Source organism: Chitinophaga terrae (ex Kim and Jung 2007) (genome assembly GCF_900107795.1).
GTDB classification, from domain to species: Bacteria; Bacteroidota; Bacteroidia; order Chitinophagales; family Chitinophagaceae; genus Chitinophaga; species Chitinophaga terrae.
In genome coordinates this window covers 103,968-123,400 of the sequence record NZ_FNRL01000019.1, presented here as the reverse complement: position 1 = coordinate 123,400, position 19,433 = coordinate 103,968, and the positions used below count along the sequence as shown (strand labels likewise).

Below are 19,433 nucleotides of genomic sequence, written 5' to 3'. Positions count from 1 at the left end.
AGGCCAACAGCCCCTCGCATAGCTCCCGCAGCCCGTTACAGTAACTGAACACCCCATACAGAAGGCTTACCAAATGAACCCGCAAGGGTAAGCGCTTATAATAACGGTTTGATTGATGCTTTCTGTTTGCCGCATTGATTATAGCACTGGGTATTACATCTAATATTTGAGATAATACCGGCTGTCCGGAAAAACTTTTATTTTCGCCCATGGTAATTTTAAGTGTGGTAACTCAAACTTACCAAATTGGGCGGTTCTTCGGAACTGCCTTTTTTCATCCTAAAACATTATTTTAGTCGGACAATGGTGATAAGAAATCACATTGTTAATGCTATAAACATGCGATTAAATCAGCATCGTATTAATCGAATCCCATAGTTTTGCTACATTTGGTGCATTTATGGAAAAAATGGACGCGATCGCAATTGTTTTTGATGATCATCTGCTGTTTGCGGATTCCTTCTCCGCACTGAAAACATGAACTTCGGTATCCGGATTATCTCTTTTATAACAGGTTGCCTCCGCAACGCTGTAGTAGGCGTCATGCTTGCCCCAGATCACCAGCATTGGCGGCCGGACCTTCCGGAAAAATTCCTGGAACCTGGGGAAATAAACCCTGTTGTGTTTATAATCTTCAAATAGGGAAAACAGGTTTTCTATATGACCGGGGCGATTCATGAAAGTCCAGTCAAGCGTCCATGTATCCGGTGTAAACAGGGAGATCTGATCCTCTGGCACACCTGCCAGGTATTGTGCGCGGCAACCTTCGAAATTCAGGAATTCTCCTATTGCCTTTCTATTTTCAGCCGTCGGATTATCCCAATACGCTTTGCTGGCATCCCACTCTTTTCCCAATCCTTCTTCGTAAGCATTACTATCCTGGAATATCAACGCGGTGATCTTTTCAGGATGCATCAACACCATGCGCATGCCAATCACCGAACCATAATCATGCAGAAATACAGCAAACTTTTTCAACTGCATCTTCTCTACAAATTCAGACAATACCTTGCTGTAATTCTCGAAAGTATACTGAAACTCATCCGCAGCAGGATAGCTGCTATAACCAAATCCCGGAAAATCCGGCGCAATCACATAATAGTTTTCAGCCGCCAGGACCGGTATTAAATTCCTGAACAGAAAGGAAGAGTTTGGATATCCGTGAAGCAGCAGGATGGCCGGGGCTGCGGGATTGCCAGCTTCTCTATAAAAAATATCCAGGCCATTCAGCGCCACCGTTTTGTAATTAACCTGAGGAGCTTTCATGTGATTTTTTTAATGCTGTTTCCTCAAATGCGGTGCCATCCAGGATCATTTTGGAACTATGATAAACCCGGTATTTTGTTGCAATAAAGATTAAAAAAAATCCCTGCTGAAGGCGGCCCTGATACAACAGGCAGGAAAAACATCAACTAAATCATCTCAAAAAAGTAAATATCATTCAAAAAGATAATTCTGTTCTATTTCCGACGCAACCGGGTAACTAGTATTGCAGTTATGAAAAATACAACTGTAGTAAAATTTACCTTGCTCCTATCGATGCTGACGCCAGCATCGCAATTACTTGCCCAACAGTCTAATGCCAATGTCAACACCATCAGGGTAACTGGGTATGCCGGAATAATGCACCCTATTGTTACTTTCGGAAATGATGGAGCGAAATTCAACTTCAATGGCGCCTATACCGGCGGATTAGTTACGGGTATCAATCTATGGAAAAGCCAACGAGTTGGATTTTCTTTTGAGACCGTTGGTATCATAACAACCGGCAATGGCACAAGCAAGATGAGCAAGCTGTTACTGCATCCCGGGCTGTTGATCGGGTTGGGGAATGGTTTCACGCTTGCCAACAGGGCGGCGCTTGAAACCAGCGGCAGGTATGGCGTTACGGCTGTTCTAAACAAGGTGATAGTGAAGAAAAAGGATCACAGCTATTTCATTGCCTTACCTATTCCTGCAAGGTTTGGAAACAATTTACCATCTACTGTGGGGGTAGGATTTCAGTTTGGTTTATCTTTCTAGGTAACACGTTAATATATGATTGCGATAAAATTATCAAAATAATAATATCGCAATCATATGTACTGTTATTGCTTAACGGCTGATTGTTTCTTACTGAAATACAATTGTGTTAACCCGGTATCAAATGTTTTCACATCGATGAGGTCAAGTAATTGTTCAGGTCTTCCGTCTTTGAACAACCTTGTTCCATTGCCTAACAGAACTGGTATGATCGAAATTGTAAACTCATCTACCTGCTCCTGGTTTAATAACTCATTTATTATTTCTGCTCCTCCATCACAATAAATACCTTTCCCTTCTCCGGATTTCAGTTGTTTAACGAGTTCAGTTAAACTTCCGGTATAAAAAGTTGTTCTACCCACGCCCGGCCTTTGAGATCTTGTTATGACATACACGTCTCTTTGCCCGTTGTCGTAATGCGAGGGGCCGATCTCTTTCAGCACATAGTCATAGGTTTTTCTACCAACGATTATTGTATCGATCGTACTTGAAAACCGGGCATAACCATAATCTTCGCCTTCTTTTTCCACGAGCTTCAGGAAACGTAGGTCGTCATTCGGCTTTGCAATGTAACCATCCAGGCTTGTCGCGATGAATAAAGATAATTTACGCATTTACTTATATATTAATGATATGCAAAGTTAATTTTGATAACCATTAAAACTTTGGAAAAATGCGACAAATTAAAATTGAGAAGGAACCATCCCGGTGTTCTTTTTTATATCGTTTGCCAAATGAGAATGGTCATAATACCCGCATTCAATAGCTATATCCAATAAACTCATTTCCCGCCCCGTTTCCCGGATCTTAGACAATGCATATTGAAACCGGACTACATTAGCATATTCTTTGGGACTTACACCTAAATGCGTCTTGAATTTTCGCTCTAATTGCCTTACAGTTATGAAATTCTTTTTGGCGATCTCACTTATACCAACCTGCCCTTTTGTTTGATGTATATCTTCAATGACCGATTCTAAACCTCCTCTCCTTCTTTGCAACCTCTCAATGAAAAACCCATTCAAAAACCGGATAGGATCTTTAATGAATTTATCAATATTGCATGCATATTCCATCCCGAATTGAATGGTTTGATCCAGTATTTCACTTTGTGGAGCAAAATTGTAAAAGTTGGAGAATGCTCCCGGTTTCAAACACACGCCAAACAAGTGCGTATCATTCTTTATGAAACTATCTTTATAAGAAGTCATTGCGCCTACGGCGTAGGTTTTCCCAAAATCCATTTTGGTTAGTCCGTTATCTGTAATGCATGTATCGCCTAAGTTAACGACTATCCCCGCACATCCATCGGGAAAATTTCTTTCCCATTGTTTATCCGTCTTCTCACCTGTTAACTCCCAGAATGTATGAATATAGGGTGCTAAGACTGAACTTGGAGGTATTTCCTTATAATTCATTCTGATGCGATTTGTTAGATTGCCAATCCAATTTGCAGAGGGTAACTTGCTGCAACATAAAAATACAAATTAATCGATTCCAACAATTGAAACTATTTAAGGATTTCGGAAAGGAGATAGATTAAGAAGTTCCCTAACCCACTTCACCAGGTTTTAGTGAATAAATATTGAGCCGGTCATAAATCACATCGCCTGTTTTCATCATTCCCACAAAAAGCTGGTCCCCGCTGGCTGTGAACACGTAACCACGGATATACCAGTTTTCGTCGCCGGTGCAGAACGAAGTGACGAATGCGCCGGTATGCTTGTCAAACACCAATACTTCACAAGTCCTGCTATTGGCAAGTAGTATATAATTATCATTGACCGCCACATAAGTTCTGAAATAAAAAGGCGCGCCAGTAATGTATGGCGTAAATTCGATTTCCCGGCTAACTTGGCCGGCAACATTTAATTCCAGTATTTTGCTTACACTTGAAAAATACACATGCTGGCCAAAGAAAGTGGGTACAATTGCCAATACAGTTTCGCTCGGGAATACATACATCAACTGGCCGGTCCGCATTTCCAACTGCACCATCTCTCTTTTCTCCGTGAACACATAAAAGTAGTCTCCATACGTTTCAGGAGGAACACCTGAATTTATAACAGCATCCGGCAGCAACAGCGAAAAAGCAACGCTCCATATCTTATTGCCATTATGCAGGTCAATACCTGTCAAAGTTTTCTCTCCGTCTAACACTACCAATACATCATCGTTGGAGATAAAAAAATCGGTGCCCGGCGGAAGGTGAGTTGACCAGACAATATCACCGGATACCAGGTTAATTTTTTGCAATAACTTGCTCCCATTACTGCAAGGCTCTTCCATTACCATAGCGTCAGGCCCCGCATAACAAAACCCTCTTTTGTCGAGGACGCGCTCCAACACTAATTTTCCGGTTTCAGGATCATACTGCCGTACATGCTTGTCAGCTATTATTGACAACCTTTTTCCAATCAAATAATAAAAATCTCTTCCTATTGTCACAGACCAGGCTGGCGTTAGATCCTTCCTGTTGTAGGCAGTAAGTATATCATCTTTAGCAATGACAATTTTATTCCCTACAGGGATACAGGTTCTGGGTTGATCTATGGTAAATAAAAGTTTCATAGTAAATCAATCTGGTAAAAATTTTTACGGCCGGTAAACCAGGCGTTGAATATAATGGATAGAAAATCGGCTGTTTTTTGGCGTACTTCGATTGAAAGCTTTTCAGCTATCCGGATCCGTTCATGATGAACACAGGACTAACCAGGTAATAGGAAAGCAATTTGGCTTAAAAAAACTGAGTTATTATGAATTTAATAAATCAGATAGTAAATCTATTTTTTCCCTGATGTTACTAACTACTGCTTCTGGCTGCATCTCTCCCCGCGAAAAACCAATTATATTTTTCCCGCATTCGCAGTAATCGTCTATGTCATTTGTTCTACCACATTCACATATCCATACTTCTCTTTCTTTAGAGGACAAAAGCTGCTTCTTCATTGTTCTTTTACCTCGTTCGGAAAATGTTGTAACTATTTTATTTGCCAGTTCTTCGAGATTCTTTAAATCTTCCCTACTATAAAAGGGTTTATCAAAACTAGCGATCTTTACCGCCCGTTTTCGAATCTCAAAACTAGAGTTAGATAATAGATTATTTGTAAGGTCGAAATCGAATAAATCAAGTGACTCAATAACTTCATACAAGGCAGGAAGAACTTTTCGATTCTCCTCAATGAGCAAGCAATCGTGTATAAGCTCGCGTTGAATGCCATTAGGCAGCGCACCTAGATATCCAATTAATGATTTAATGAATATAGGGGATTTAGCCTCAATTGACTTTTCATCAATTTCTATTACTTCCGTCATTTTTTTTATTATATAAGGGAATATTTCATGGATTTGATGGCTTGTAATTAACTCCCAGGCCTCTTCATCAAGTTTCAGAGTGCCGGACTTCGCTGCTTGAATATAGTTGTTCCTTGTTCTCAGCGCCTTCACTTGTTCAATATCAACATAGTCAAATTTTTCAATTTTCTTTTCTAAAGTAATATCTTCTCCTGCTTTCTTTTCCATGAGTATAGCAGTTCCAACTGCAGTAAGCATGAACATGGATTTCCCTTTTCCTGAAATTTCGTCCATGTCAATCTTGAGTCCAACTACACCATTTGCCCCAAGTTCAAAAGCGGCAATCTTTATCCGTTCAATTGCCTCATCATAAAGCGAAGCTAATTGTCGCTGATAGGTTCCCGACCGACCGCCAAATACATCAGTCCAACTTGCTAAAAAATCGCTAATAAGGTTTGTGCCTGCAACAACATGGGCAGAAACAGGTTTAAAATATCGCTTAACGATAACACCTTCTATCGTCGAAGTAGTAGTTACCATTACGTCTTTGGGACTTTTCATATACATTGAATAGTAAAAAGGTGAGGTTTTGTTAGTTTCACAAATTAGTATAAATTTTTAGGTCCCAATAACCTGCGCAGAATAAAGACGTAACCGCATACCTAGTGGTCCTTTACTACGACCTAAATCGTAGCTATAAATGAATCATATCACTTTTCTGCTTTTATTCCAATAAAATTTATCTGCGCATTGATTTAAGTGATGGAAAATATGAAGACCAACCGAATGCTCTTACATAGTGCATCCTGCCACCGCGGCAAGCTGCGGGAAGAAGTGAGAAAAGGTGATTGAAAAAATCTTCAAATAAACTTCTTAATTAAAAAATGTCAGGCACAATTTGATAATTGGAACTATCAGAATTTTGACGACTAAATCAGCTTTTTCTATGTAGCTGTTGCCTGTGAATATTTTGTAGTAGCCGCGAATGGAGAGAACTTCAGTTGGCTATTTAGCTTGTTAACAATAGTGTTCAAAAGCGGCAGATTCGATGATCGCACAAACAAAAAAGGCTTGTAAGCCAAATACCTACAAGCCTCCTGGTGCCCAGAACAGGAATCGAACCTGCACTCCGTTGCCGAAACAAGATTTTGAGTCTAGCGCGTCTACCAATTCCGCCATCTGGGCAATACTTTTAAGAACTATTCCGCCGAAACGGGATGCAAATATAGACACTCTTTCCGAAACTCCAAATGCTTTCTTAAAAATCTTTTAAAAAATCATCAAACCGCCGCTTAAAGAAAATGCCGTAATTTCAGATATGGCAAACCTCGTAAACATAGGACTTATACGTGAAGAAAAACAGCCGCAGGATAACCGGGTCGCTTTTACACCCAAGCAATGCCAATGGATCATGCACCACTTCCCCCAGGTTCGTATATACGTTCAACCCTCTTCTATCAGGGCTTTTAAAGATGAGGAATACTCCCAGGCAGGCATCCCCCTGAAAGAAGACCTGGCCGATTGCGATATCCTGTTCGGGATCAAAGAGATCCCTCCAGCCAAGCTGATACCCGGCAAAAAATATCTCTTCTTCAGCCATACAAAGAAAAAACAACCGCATAATCAAAAAATGCTGCAGGAGATCCTAAAGAAAAAGATCACCCTCATTGATTACGAATGCCTGGTACACCCCGACGGACAAAGGATCCTGGGTTTCGGCTTCTTTGCCGGCATCGTAGGCGCCCATAATGGCCTCATGGCATATGGCGAAAAAACACATAGCTTCCACCTGAAAAGAGTATATACCATGCACGATTTCCAGGACCTGATAGGGCACTACTTCGGCATAAAACTTCCGCCAATGAAGATAGTGATCACAGGTTCAGGACGCGTAGCCGCCGGAGCGCTGGAAATAATGGGACTGCTGGGCATCAAATACATCCCCCCGGAAGAATACCTCGTGAACCAATATGCATACCCGGTATACACGCAATTGAAAGCAGGGGAATTATACCTGCGAAAGAACGATAAAACCTACAGCCGGTCCGACTTTCACCAGCACCCGGATCAATACGAATGCAGGTTCCTTCCATATGTTACCGTAAGCGACCTGCTGATCAACGGCATTTACTGGGATCATAATATCCCGCCTTTATTCCTGGCTTCAGACCTGCGGAAAGAAAACTTCCATATCAAAGTGATTGCAGATATTACCGACGATACACAGGGATCTATCCCCTGCAACCTGGGCGACAGCACCATAGAAAACCCTGTTTACGGCGTTACAAAAGATACCATGCAGCAAACAGCCCCTTATTTAGCAGATACCGTAGACATGATGTGCGTTGGCAATCTGCCGAATGAGCTGCCGAGAGATGCTTCACAATATTTCGGCGACCAACTGATGAAATACGTGTTTGAAGCGCTGCTGCAACCAGGCAACGAAATGATGGAAAATGCAACCATCACCAAAGACGGCCAGCTTACGCCTCACTACCAATACCTGGAAGATTATGCTTCAGGAAAGTCAGAAGATTAAATAATATGGCTTTAGCAATTCAATGAATTCTGCGGTATAGTTATTCGCCGCATCGCGAATGATCAGTTCCGTTATATGGGTTTCCGCGGGTTGTCTGCTGAAGATGCCCACCGTCCGGAAGTAACCGTGGTTCACGCTTTGACGAACATACAATACCTGTTTTAAATAGAACCCTTGCTTTATAGCCAGGGCTTCAAAGCCGGTAAATGACGGGTAAGGCAACAACACAGAAACCTCTCCACTGGCCGATAGCAGCCTGTCTATCGCTTTAAGCAGATCCGCATACCCCAGGTTTGTGGCATGCATTGCCTGGTCTTTCTGCGCATGCCCACTCCGGAGCGCCGATTCGTAAAAAGGGGGATTGGTAATGATAAAATCGAAAGGCGGGTTAACTGACCACGTTCGTATATCCGTCTGTATTAGTTGCAAACGCCCGGCCCAGAGAGACGCGTTGAAATTCTGCTTTGCCTGCAAAGCCGCCTTGGCGTCCAGTTCCACAGCGGTGATCGCAGAAGCCGTTTGCTGGGCCAGCATCAGGCTCAGCAACCCCGTACCGGCGCCAATATCCAGTATAGCCGGCGCCGTTAGTTGGTTATCTTTGAAGTAACGACCGGTATATGCGCCCTGTACACAGGCATCTGTGCAAACCTTCATGGCGCACAGATCCTGGTGTACGGTAAACTGTTTAAACTTGAAAAAGGTATTAGCCATTGTCTATTTCGAATCTATCAACACTGCCAGGTTAGGCATTCTCAAGTTCCGGTGAGGCGAAACCGGCCTGGCTTCCCTCAACTCGGCCTTCACCGGCTGTGCCGGCAAATTTACTGATAATGGCTGTGTATACATCACTTGCGGTATATTACGGTTAATACCTACTACAGGCGCTTTTGCAAAACGGTTATAGTACTTGACCACCAACTGGTTTTTGCCGGCCTTCAGGGGCAATAACAGCACTTCCCGCTGTGTTTCGCCTCTTTCAGGATTATTATGTACGATCTGCTCTTCGCCGTTTAAAAATACCGCGATCCCATCTCCGCTGGTAAAGCCTACCAGGTAGTCGCCTGCCTCAGGGGCGGTGATTTCCTGGAGGATATAGAGGGCGCTTGTTCTGTCGTCGCTTAATGGAATAAGCGCGTCATTTTTCCAGTCATCGTGCCGGGTCCATGTACTGCCGCCGGCATCGGGCCAGGGGCGTGAAGGATCTATATTATGCAGATCGCCGTGCGCGCCGTCGATACCCGACCAATAAGGACCGGAACTATACATAGGCCCCCAGGCCAGGGACTCGGGATGATTGTCGAGGGTGCTGACCTTCCCGTTATTCAACGCAATTTCATGGGATTGCCCATTCAGCGAAAGACGTATTGTTTTCCCCTTCTCTTCTTCACTATATCTTAACTGCAAATCAGCAGAACCGGCAGCTGTAAAAGTCCAGGAATTGCCTACCTGGCTGCGGTAATAGCTTTCATAATCAGACCCCGAGAAGCTATAGAGCGGCACTGCATTAAAGCGGTTCAATACAGCGGCGTTCCTGATCAGGTGCAATGGAGTGATCTGCACTCCCTGGTTGAACGATAACGCCACTACAGGGATCTCCTTATCTGCCGGGTTAAAATCAACCGGCAACTGGACGATGGTGTTATTACCCTGTTTGCTGGTTTTTATTTTGATAGCCTTACTGCCGCCCAACACAGCGGCCTTAGACACAGTGCTTGTTAAACCGGGCAGTATTATCCGGTTATTTCCTGGTTTGGATAATAAATGAAGATATAATTTGCCGGGCTTCGCGGTCACTTCTCCCCAGCTGAAGGTAGTATCAAATGGATTGGCGGTAGTACCGTAAATAGCTTCACCATTCTGTTGCAGCCATTGCCCGTTCGCCAGCAGCACATCTCTTTCAAAATCCACTACCGAACCATCGCCACGCGGCCCTATATTCAGCAGGTAGTTCCCCCCGCGGCTCACTACTTTTATCAGTCCTATTAGTTTTTCATGCGCTTTGTCTGCTACCGGTCCATGTTTCTGCCAGCTCCTGTATCCCCAGGTTTCGTCGTAGACCGATGCAGGCGTTTGCCATGGCGATGCGATTTTATAATCAGGATACTGGTTATCTCCCATTACGCAAAAATCACCGGCATCATTACCTAACCTGCCGCTTACCATACAACCCGGTTGCAGGCGATGCACAATGTCTGCCAGGTCGCGGCTTTGTTGTTCCGTTAATGAACCCATATCAAACCAGATCTCTGAAACCGGGCCATAGTTCGTCATCAGCTCTGTTACCTGTTTTTTATTGAATTCGTGGTGTTCGGGCGTAATAGGATCGCTGTTGCTGCTGCTGATAGGATAGGCTTGCGGAAAGTGCCAGTCGATCAGGGAAAAGTACATCCCGAATTTAAGACCATGGCGGCGACAAGCCTCCGATAACTCTTTCAATACATCTCTTTTAAATGGAGTAGCATCTACGACGTTGTAGTCGGTATAGGCAGAATGGAACATGCAGAATCCATCGTGATGCTTTGAAGTCATGACAACAGACTTCATACCTGCCGCTTTCGCCAGTAATACAATTGAATCGGCATTCCAGTTGGCCGGGTTGAAACGTTTGGCAACCGCCGCGTAAACATCGCTGTAAATACCGGCATGCGACTGTATCTGTTCACTATAACCTCTTGTCACCGGTTTTCCTTCCCAGACTCCACCCAGGGTAGAATAAATTGCGCCCCAGTGAATAAACATGGAATACTTCTGGTCCTGCCATTCTGTTTTGGCCGTTGGCGCCTGCGCCAGCGCGCCATTCAGCAGTAAAACCAACGATAATAATATAACAATTGTCCTTTTCCTGTTCACTGAGCGACTGTTTTATTTTTAAAAAGAAGAGATTAAAAAATAAAAGAAACAAAAAAAGAAGATATCAGCAACTAATATCTTCTCCCTCTCTTGTAGTATCTTATCTTCTTTACCCTCTCTGCAAGCCAAATTCGGCCCGGGCTGTAGGCACTGCATCCAAAGATGCAAAATCGCCGGCCAGGTACTTATAATAGGCGGTAATAGCGATCATGCCTGCATTGTCTGTACAATATTCAAATTTCGGGATGAAAGTACGCCAGCCGTGTTGCTGACCGTATTCCTGCAAGGCCGCCCTGAGACCACTGTTGGCGCTTACCCCACCGGCAATGGCAACGTCTTTAACCCCTGTTTCCCGGGTTGCTTTCACAACTTTATTAAGGAGGATGCTGATAATGCGTTGTTGAATAGAGGCGCAGATATCTGCCAGGTTATGTTGAATGAACTCAGGATCCTGCTGTTGATTTTCCTGGAGGAAATAAAGAATAGCTGTTTTCAGGCCACTGAAGCTGAAATCCAGCCCGGGGATCTTAGGTTCGGGGAATTTGAACCTGTCCGGATCTCCTGTCTGTGCATATTTATCGATCAGCGGACCTCCGGGATAAGGCAGGCCAAGGATCTTCGCCGTTTTATCGAACGCTTCTCCCGCCGCATCATCCAGGGTTTCGCCTATCACCCGCATCGACAGGGGGCTTTCGCATAATACTATCTGCGTATGCCCGCCCGATACTGTCAGGCATAAGAAGGGGAAATCAGGTTTTGGATCGTCGATGAAATTGGCCAGTACATGCGCCTGCATGTGATGTACCCCGATCAATGGTATGTCTAAAGCCAGGGCCATAGATTTGGCGAAACAGCTGCCTACCAGCAAAGAGCCTATTAAACCGGGCGATTGGGTAAATGCAATGGCACTTAGTTCTTCGGGCTTCACTCCCGCCGTTTTCAGCGCGATGTCCACTACCGGCACTATATTTTCCTGGTGAGCGCGGGAAGCCAGCTCCGGCACTACCCCCCCGTATTGTTCATGTACTTTCTGGTTCGCGATCTTGTTGGATAAGATCTTACCATCTACCAGCACTGCGGCGCCGGTATCATCACAAGACGATTCGATTGCAAGTATTTTAACAGACATAATCCGCAAAAATAATCAAAAAAGGCGTCCCTGCATCAGCGGAGACGCCTTTCAGCTTTATAATGACTATTGATCAATTGCTTCGGATAGCCACCACAGGGTCTAACCTGCTGGCCAGGTAGGCAGGAATAAAGCCGGCCAGCATTCCTACGCCAATGGATACCGACAAACCAAAAAGGATAGTGCCCGGCGACAGCACCATTTCAAAGGTACTGACAGCCCCGATCACGATGGTAAGGATATAGATCAGCAACATCCCGATAATTCCGCCAAAGAGGGAAAGACTGACAGATTCCAGGAGAAATTCCATCAATATTACCTGTCGTTTCGCTCCTATGGCCTTTTTCAGCCCGATGATATTTGTTCGCTCCTTCACTGTTACGAACATGATATTGGCAATCCCGAAAGAACCTACCAGCAGGGAAAAGAACGCAATAAAACCTCCTGTGAGGTTAATGGTAGCGAACATGGTGTTCAGGCTGTCGTTGGCCGAACTGATCTCGTTCAGGGCGAAGTCGTCTTCCTCTGTCGGTTTTAACCGGTGCTGCGCCCTCATCACCGCCCTGAGCTCATCTTTCAGTTGCTCCAAAGAGGCTTTGGAATTGGCTTTTACCAAAATATACGGATCCCCGTTCTTTCGTTCATCCACGATAGTACGGGCAAATTTATAAGGCATTATGATGGCGTTATCGTAACCGATCCCTCCTATCATACTCTCTCCTTTCTTTTTAAGTACGCCAATCACTTTTACATCTCTTCCCAATACTTTTACAATCTTACCGAGTGCGGCTTCCGGCGAGGAGAAGAGACCATCCCAGATCGAATACCCGAGAATTGCCACGTTTGCGCCGTTATTGCTTTCGCTGGCGGCAAAGTAGCGGCCATCGGCAATCTGGAGGGTCTGGATCTGGCTGAAGTCGTGCGTTACGGCCATCATATTCACTCCATCCATATAATCGTTTCCATACTCCACTTTTTTACCGCCCGATTCGAAATTGAAAGAGGCAAAACTGGCGCTATGTACTTTATCCTGGATAATTTTAAGCTCTTTATATTCAGGTTCCGGACGGTTCATGTATTTCCACCAGGGATATTCGCCTCCCCCGCCCCAGGGCCATTTCTGAACGTAGATCACATCGTCGCCGAGGTCGGCAAGGTCTTTACGGATATTATACTCGAGGCTGCCGGTAAGGGTTAATACACCAATGATACAGAATATACCTATCGTGATGCCAAACAGGGAAAGGAATGTTCGCAGCTTATTAACCCGCAGTTCCTGCATGGCCATTTTGAAGCTATTCCATAAAATCTTGAGAGTGGAGATCATATTTCAAATTTAACGGATTTATGCACACTGGCAACACCGGCAAACACTAAATTAAGCCTCACAAAAAAATTAGTTACCTTTGCAGCCATTTTTTGGATATATATGAAGTACGCTAACGAAATCAATAAGAGAAAATCCTTTGCTATTATCGCCCACCCGGATGCCGGTAAAACCACGCTGACGGAGAAATTCCTCCTGTTCGGAGGCGCTATTCAGACTGCCGGCGCCGTAAAATCCAACAAGATCAAGAAGCACACCACTTCCGACTTCATGGAAATAGAAAGGCAAAGAGGTATCTCCGTAGCCACTTCCGTGATGACCTTCGAATATCGCGATATCCTTGTTAACCTCCTGGATACCCCGGGCCACAAAGACTTTGCGGAAGATACCTACCGCACCCTCACGGCTGTTGACAGCGTGGTACTGGTGATCGACTGTGTGAAAGGGGTAGAAGAACAAACGGAAAGATTGATGGAAGTATGCCGCATGCGCGATACCCCGGTGATCATCTTCGTTAATAAAATGGACCGGGATGGTAAAAATCCGTTCGACCTGCTGGATGAGCTGGAAGAAAAACTGAATATCAGGGTACGCCCGCTTAGCTGGCCTATCAATATGGGGAGCGATTTTAAAGGCGTATACAACCTGTATGATAAAAGCCTGGTAGCATTCCAGCCCAATAAGAAAGCGACAGATGAAGACGTTGTGCCGTTGGAAGATCTCAGTAGCAGCTATATAGATGAACATTTCAACGAAAAGGATGCAGCCCAGCTGCGTGGCGACGTGGAACTGATAGAAGGCGTTTATGATACTTTCGACAAGGAAGAATACCTGCAGGGCAAACTGGCGCCGGTTTTCTTCGGCAGCGCCGTCAACAACTTCGGGGTAAAAGACCTGTTGGATACCTTCGTGGAAATTGCGCCTAACCCGCGCAACCGCACCGCTTCCACCAGAGAGATCGATGTGCATGAAGACAAATTCAGCGGCTTCATCTTCAAGATACACGCAAACCTGGATCCACGGCACCGCGACCGTATTGCATTCCTTCGCGTTTGCTCAGGAAAATTCGAACGTAATAAATTCTATCACCACGTAAGGCTGGATAAGGACGTGCGTTTCAGCAATCCTTACAGCTTCCTTGCCCGTGAAAAGAACGTGGTTGACGACGCCTTCCCTGGCGACGTAGTCGGCCTGTTCGATACCGGCAACTTCAAAATCGGCGACACCCTTACAGAGGGCGAAAACTTCTACTTCACAGGGATTCCAAGCTTCTCTCCTGAACTGTTCAAGGAGCTGGTGAACAAAGACCCGATGAAAACCAAGCAGCTTGAAAAAGGAATCCGCCAGCTCACAGATGAAGGCGTTGCGCAGTTGTTCACGCAACACGGCGGCAACAGGAAGATCATTGGTTGTGTGGGAGATCTCCAGTTCGAGGTAATTCAATACCGCCTTTTACAGGAATACGGGGCTGCCTGCCAGTTCAATACCCTTCCATTCTATAAAGCCTGCTGGTTAACAGGGCCGAAGAATAAGATAGAAGACTTTATCCGTTTCAAATCATCCAACATCGTAGAAGATAAGGACGGACACCTGGTTTACCTCGCCCAATCAGAATGGTACCTGAACACCGAGCGCACCAACAACCCGGACATCCAATTTAACTTCTCGTCCGAGATCCATAAATAGTTCCACGGGGAGTTTCACGCAAAGGGGCAAAGGAGCAAAGAAGCAAAGGAATTTTGACTGAAGCGAATTTTAAGAAAGCAAAGGGAGCGGAGATTGTATGATAACATAATCTCCGCTCCCTTTGCTTTCTTTTTATTCTTAAAAAAATATCTTATGCTTCTTTGCTCCTTTGCCCCTTTGCGTGAAACTACTGTTTTTGGTAGTTGAAGATGTACTCCTGGATAGTGCCGTCCCGCGCGCCTTCCACCCTGGCGTCCAGGTGGCGGTCGTCTTTGAACCGGTAAGTGATCTTCTTGGGGAAGTCGTTGGCCAGGTCTTCAGCCACGAAGCCGATCGGCTTCAGTACGCGCAGTTTAAGCCTGGCGGGATGACCGGGATCTCCTTCGTATTCAGGTATAAAAAAGAGTTCTTCACCTCTTTTAACCAGCATTACGGATTGTTGTAGGGTACTGTCATTTTTTACTACCCGCCAGGTTTTGCCTGTCCAGGTAGAGTCGTTTTGCTGCGTCCAGGTTTCGATGATAGTGCTGCGGCGGGTAGACATCACCCATGTGCCGTTAAGCTTATTCAGCATATAGGCGTCGGCAGCCCTGGCCTGGCTATAGGCGGGCAGGCTGTAACTTAATGAAAGTAACAATAGCACCAGGCTACTGTTGAACCACCGCTTCTTCTCCATAGATCTGGTGTTTGTATTTCAGTGAAGGTGAAGGTAAGAATTCACCCAGGCCTAAAGCAGACCATTTTTCATCTACCTTTTTAATTGTATCGTCGGCTGCGACGATGATATTAGGCCAGTCCCTTTCGAAGTTATCCAATACCTTGTTCTTCAGGGTACCGTCCATTCCAATTCCGCCGAGGTATTTCCCTTCGCTGGTGGGCTGGCGAACGACAAAGCTGTCGCGTTTCGGATCAAGGTTATTGCAGAAACGCCAAAGCGCAGATGCCAGGTCGTTTACGTCTACGGTATGCTCTACATACAGGATCATTTTCACTCCTGCCACTGCCGGCAGCGTGTATAGCTGTTCGTTCAGTTCCCTGATATGAAAAGGCCTGTTCTTCTCTACTGCTACCAGGATGCAGGAAATATCCTGCTGCAGCAGTCTGGCGTTTATTCCTTTAATTTCCGGGAACTGCTGCATGATAGCTGCGGTATCCAGGGTTGCAGGAGAAGGAACGGATTGGAACACTGTATCCAGTTCCTCTTCATATTTGCGGGTACCATCTATGCACATCTTCCCTCCGAAGCCCATTTTGGAACAGGAGTGATCCAGCACGTCCATAGGCCCCTGGCTCAGGTAAATATCTGTTGCCGGGTTGAGGTTTTTGAATACGTATTGGGCGAGCTGCAGGTAGTTGTTGATCTTCACTCCATCGTCTGTCACTACCAGTATCTTATTGAACATCATCTGGCCGGCGCCCCACATGGCGTTCATTACCTTCTGCGCCTGGCCGGGATAATCTTTCCTGATCTGCGAAATCACCAGGTTATGGAATACGCCTTCCACCGGCATTTCCATATCCACTATTTCAGGCACCAGGGTCATTTTTATTGGCGCCAGGAAGATCCTTTCTGTAGCTTTTCCGATCCACGCATCTTCCTGCGGCGGGATACCCACGATAGTAGACGGGTAAACGGCGTCTTTACGGTGGGTGATAGCAGTTACGTGGAAGCGCGGGTACCAGTCGGCCAGGCTGTAATACCCTGTATGATCACCGAATGGTCCTTCCCAGATAAGGTCTTCCACCGGGTCTACATATCCTTCTATAACAAAATCTGCATCTGCCGGCACTTCAATTTCCGGTTGGGTGATACATTTCACCAGTTCAACTTTCTTTTTGCGCAGGAAGCCTGCGAGCATGTATTCGTCCACGTTTTCAGGAAGCGGGGCGGTTGCGGAGTAAGTGTAAACCGGGTCGCCGCCTAAAACAACGGCTACCGGCATTTTTTTATTCAGCTTTTTGTATTCAGAAAAATGCTTGGCAGAAACTTTATGTTTATGCCAGTGCATCCCGGTCATATCTTTTTCGAATACCTGCATCCGGTACATGCCTACGTTCCTTGTGCCGGTGAGGGGATCTTTGGTATGGATGACAGGGAGCGTAATGAACGGACCTCCGTCTTTAGGCCAGCAGGTGAGTACCGGCAGCTTTGTGAGATCGGGATTGGTCATCACCACTTCCTGGCAGGCTCCTTTGCCGCCTGTTACTTTAGGCATCCAGGAAGCAAACTGGCCTAATTTAGGCAGCATCGACAGTTTATCGAGGATGCTCTCTTTGGGTTTAGAGAGCATTTTAAAGAGCGCTTCAATTTCACCGGCAATATCGTCCAGTTCCCGGACGCCCAGGGCCAGGCACATACGGCGGTAACTGCCCATGGAGTTGATCAGAACAGGAAAATCGGTTCCTGTGTTCTCAAAAAGCAATGCTTTACCTCCGTCGGGCGATTTGCTTATCCTATCTGTAATTTCAGCGATTTCCAGTTTCGGGTCCACGTATGTTTTGATGCGAACCAGTTCTCCTGCCTGTTCCAGCGTTTCTATGAAATGCCTGAGATTTTTATATGCCATGTTTGAATCTTGTTACCAGTCAACAAAAGTAATAGAATTTACAGAGAGGAGAAAAGATATAGGTTGGAACGGCAGGAAATACAATAAAAAAGGAGGTTTTGCAACCTCCTGGTGTTTTAATAAAGTTTCGTGGATGTTTAGTTGGCGATAGTAACCCCTGCATTGAACACCACTCTGGGCCTGGACGGGTAGTAATGTACCGGAACTGGCGGTGGTGGCGGAACAGGAACTGGTACGGCTACAACTGCCGGAGCAGGGTAATAATATCTCGGACGTGGGTAGTAAACCACTCTTGCAGGCGGGCGGCAATCCCGGTATCCTCTTTCATAATAAACTACACGTCTGCCGCGATCATCGTCGCATCTGTCGTGTCCGCGGCCCCAGCCACGTCCATGACCTCTCTGTGCGGAAGCTGTGAGAGCTAAACCGCCCATTAGCAGCATCATTAAGAACCCCTTTTTCATGTTAATTTGGTTTTTTAGTTCAAGATTGGTTGGCAATAAAAGTTGTGGTGTGTGAAGTTATGCGACTTTGTATAATACGTTGGCAGCATAATTCGTGTATTCGGCTCCTGGCAATCCAACATAAGTATATCTATGCTGGTAACGAGGACGATGTTTTTTGTAATGAGTTCTCCGATGATGTGGCCTGGCCGGATGTGGTGGTAGAGCAGGTCGCGATAAATGCGGAGGTTTTGGTGGGCGAGGCGCCCTTGGTGGCCGCGGCGGCAGCGGAGGTTTCGGAAAATGACCCGGCGCCGGAGGCGGTGGCGGTAAAGGAGGTGCAGGCGGCCTTTGTTGGGCGTGCAGGCTGCAACTTCCCGCTATGATGATTGCTGATGCCAATAATATCGCTTTCATGGCACAAAATTTAAGTCTGAGATTACAGGTTTTACGCACACCAACTTTTTGAATGCGGCTGTTGTTTCATTACTCTCTCCGCGATTTGTGATACTTATCCGCCCTAAGTTGGTGGCGGTTTGTATTACCTGTTTAACCATATAAATTCAACAACTATGCCAATAAAAAAATCCTGGTTCCGCAACCAGGATTTCATATAGTATAAGATGTTATTGTAAATGAATTGTTAAGGCCGGAACACAGGACAGCGGAGGTTTTTCTGCTTGCCCCATCCACTTCCGCCACCCAGGCGGTAAGTGATCGTAAAGCCGGAGAAAACATACCAGTCTTTGTTTTTAGCGGTACCGCGACTGGTTCCATCAGCCGGGTAAGTGCCAGGAGGAACCAATTTGCTGTTCACTTCATCTCCCCTGTAAGCCATATCCACGGCCTTTTGTCCCCTGTAAGCCAGCAAAGTGTTCTGGTCTACATACGTGGTGCTTACATCATCCAGGTAATCGGTAAGCGTAGGACGGGCGCCAATTTCAAAGCCCAGGGTCCATACGTCGCTTAAAATAGCCTTTACACCTGCTCCCAGGGGGAAAGAGAACGAAAAGAGATCATAAGGCAAACGGGTAGGATACTGCGGCAATCCCTGTCCTTCCGTTCCCAACGGACGTAAACGTACCCAGTTTCCCGACTGGTCTTTAGCCATAGGGTCAAAACCAAAACCGGCAACACCGGCGAAAATGTATGGCGTAAATCCTTTTTCGTCTATATCCAGGAAATTGAACTCTCCTATCAGCGCGCCTTCGAAAACATTAGACCTGAAACTCAGGTTTCTTGCTATCAGTTCTTTCGATGAATTGGTACTATCTGCACCCGCTACTATTCCCCAGGTAAAAGACCCTCTTACCGTCAGGTACCGGTTTATATCACGTCTTACCAATATTCCAAGCGCCGGGCGTGTATACTTAAAGTCAACCCTTTTCTCGGTGAGATCTCCACTGTAATTACTGATACCAGCAAATGCCCCGACATGCCAGTCCTGGGCAAATGTGAGAATGGGTACTGCTATCAAAAGGAAAAGGATTCCGGTTGATTTTGCGAATTTCAAAGTAGTTAATTTTAAGAGGTTAGTCCTGAATCGTGTATACATTAAACGTTACATTGCAATTTT

At 45.5% G+C, this 19,433-nt stretch carries 17 protein-coding genes and 1 tRNA gene; 3 read left to right on the top strand and 15 right to left on the bottom strand.

The window, feature by feature from the left end:
- Together BLV62_RS29005 and BLV62_RS19180 are read right to left on the bottom strand one after the other, a co-directional pair.
- Positions 1 to 211, bottom strand: a 211-nt coding sequence (locus tag BLV62_RS29005; RefSeq protein WP_139170285.1) for a DUF4372 domain-containing protein, incomplete at its 3' end; no start/stop codon positions are given.
- 227 nt (positions 212 to 438) lie between these two features.
- Positions 439 to 1,266, bottom strand: a complete 828-nt coding sequence (locus tag BLV62_RS19180) for an alpha/beta fold hydrolase (RefSeq protein ID WP_089763585.1) — start codon at positions 1,264 to 1,266, stop codon at positions 439 to 441.
- A gap of 231 nt (positions 1,267 to 1,497) precedes the next feature.
- Between BLV62_RS19180 and BLV62_RS19175 the strand changes: the two genes are divergently transcribed.
- Positions 1,498 to 2,022 carry a hypothetical protein gene (locus BLV62_RS19175; RefSeq protein ID WP_089763584.1) on the top strand — a complete coding sequence of 175 codons (525 nt, stop codon included), beginning with the start codon at positions 1,498 to 1,500 and terminating at the stop codon, positions 2,020 to 2,022.
- A 65-nt stretch (positions 2,023 to 2,087) separates the two neighbouring features.
- Here BLV62_RS19175 and BLV62_RS19170 read toward each other — a convergent pair whose 3' ends face one another.
- The 5 genes from BLV62_RS19170 to BLV62_RS19150 all read right to left on the bottom strand — a co-directional run bounded on the left by BLV62_RS19170 (position 2,088) and on the right by BLV62_RS19150 (position 6,501).
- Positions 2,088 to 2,636: a dihydrofolate reductase family protein gene (locus BLV62_RS19170; protein ID WP_089763583.1), complete on the bottom strand. Its 549-nt coding sequence runs from the start codon at positions 2,634 to 2,636 to the stop codon at positions 2,088 to 2,090.
- A 69-nt stretch (positions 2,637 to 2,705) separates the two neighbouring features.
- A complete protein-coding gene (locus tag BLV62_RS19165) occupies positions 2,706 to 3,440 on the bottom strand; it encodes a helix-turn-helix transcriptional regulator (protein WP_089763582.1) in 735 nt (244 codons plus the stop codon).
- Between the two features lie 133 nt (positions 3,441 to 3,573).
- Positions 3,574 to 4,593 (bottom strand): outer membrane protein assembly factor BamB family protein, encoded by a 1,020-nt coding sequence (locus tag BLV62_RS19160; RefSeq protein WP_089763581.1) that lies wholly within the window; start codon positions 4,591 to 4,593, stop codon positions 3,574 to 3,576.
- A gap of 183 nt (positions 4,594 to 4,776) precedes the next feature.
- Positions 4,777 to 5,877, bottom strand: a complete 1,101-nt coding sequence (locus tag BLV62_RS19155; protein ID WP_168927912.1) for a YbjQ family protein — start codon at positions 5,875 to 5,877, stop codon at positions 4,777 to 4,779.
- A gap of 537 nt (positions 5,878 to 6,414) precedes the next feature.
- Positions 6,415 to 6,501 (bottom strand) — tRNA-Leu (locus BLV62_RS19150).
- A gap of 133 nt (positions 6,502 to 6,634) precedes the next feature.
- Between BLV62_RS19150 and BLV62_RS19145 the strand changes: the two genes are divergently transcribed.
- On the top strand, positions 6,635 to 7,855 hold the full coding sequence (locus BLV62_RS19145) for an NAD(P)-dependent oxidoreductase (protein ID WP_089763579.1): 1,221 nt from the start codon (positions 6,635 to 6,637) through the stop codon (positions 7,853 to 7,855).
- Here BLV62_RS19145 and BLV62_RS19140 read toward each other — a convergent pair.
- The 4 genes from BLV62_RS19140 to BLV62_RS19125 form a co-directional block, all read right to left on the bottom strand.
- Entirely contained in the window at positions 7,844 to 8,566 is a 723-nt protein-coding gene (locus BLV62_RS19140; protein WP_089763578.1) for a tRNA1(Val) (adenine(37)-N6)-methyltransferase, read from the bottom strand. The two genes, BLV62_RS19145 and BLV62_RS19140, sit on opposite strands and share 12 nt — an antisense overlap.
- Positions 8,567 to 8,569: 3 nt before the next feature.
- A complete protein-coding gene (locus tag BLV62_RS19135) occupies positions 8,570 to 10,705 on the bottom strand; it encodes an alpha-L-fucosidase (RefSeq protein WP_089763577.1) in 2,136 nt (711 codons plus the stop codon).
- A gap of 109 nt (positions 10,706 to 10,814) precedes the next feature.
- The gene (gene tsaD, locus BLV62_RS19130; protein ID WP_089763576.1) at positions 10,815 to 11,834 is read right to left on the bottom strand and encodes a tRNA (adenosine(37)-N6)-threonylcarbamoyltransferase complex transferase subunit TsaD; all 1,020 of its coding nucleotides are present in this window, start codon (positions 11,832 to 11,834) and stop codon (positions 10,815 to 10,817) included.
- A gap of 73 nt (positions 11,835 to 11,907) precedes the next feature.
- On the bottom strand, positions 11,908 to 13,161 hold the full coding sequence (locus BLV62_RS19125) for an ABC transporter permease (RefSeq protein ID WP_089763575.1): 1,254 nt from the start codon (positions 13,159 to 13,161) through the stop codon (positions 11,908 to 11,910).
- Positions 13,162 to 13,263: 102 nt separating this feature from the next.
- On the opposite strand from BLV62_RS19125, the gene BLV62_RS19120 reads away from it, so the two are divergent.
- Complete coding sequence (locus BLV62_RS19120; protein ID WP_089763574.1) at positions 13,264 to 14,847, top strand: peptide chain release factor 3; 1,584 nt, start codon at positions 13,264 to 13,266, stop codon at positions 14,845 to 14,847.
- A gap of 187 nt (positions 14,848 to 15,034) precedes the next feature.
- Here BLV62_RS19120 and BLV62_RS19115 read toward each other — a convergent pair whose 3' ends face one another.
- From BLV62_RS19115 to porG, 4 genes are all read right to left on the bottom strand, one after another.
- Positions 15,035 to 15,523, bottom strand: coding sequence for a DUF6265 family protein (locus BLV62_RS19115; RefSeq protein WP_089763573.1), 489 nt, complete (start codon positions 15,521 to 15,523; stop codon positions 15,035 to 15,037).
- Entirely contained in the window at positions 15,495 to 17,414 is a 1,920-nt protein-coding gene (locus tag BLV62_RS19110; protein WP_089763572.1) for a menaquinone biosynthesis decarboxylase, read from the bottom strand. The genes BLV62_RS19115 and BLV62_RS19110 overlap by 29 nt, the downstream gene beginning before the upstream one ends.
- Before the next feature lie 137 nt (positions 17,415 to 17,551).
- Positions 17,552 to 17,878, bottom strand: a complete 327-nt coding sequence (locus BLV62_RS28155) for a hypothetical protein (RefSeq protein WP_139170283.1) — start codon at positions 17,876 to 17,878, stop codon at positions 17,552 to 17,554.
- Between the two features lie 622 nt (positions 17,879 to 18,500).
- The gene (porG, locus tag BLV62_RS19100; protein WP_168927911.1) at positions 18,501 to 19,370 is read right to left on the bottom strand and encodes a type IX secretion system protein PorG; all 870 of its coding nucleotides are present in this window, start codon (positions 19,368 to 19,370) and stop codon (positions 18,501 to 18,503) included.
- Between the last annotated feature and the right edge of the window lie 63 nt (positions 19,371 to 19,433).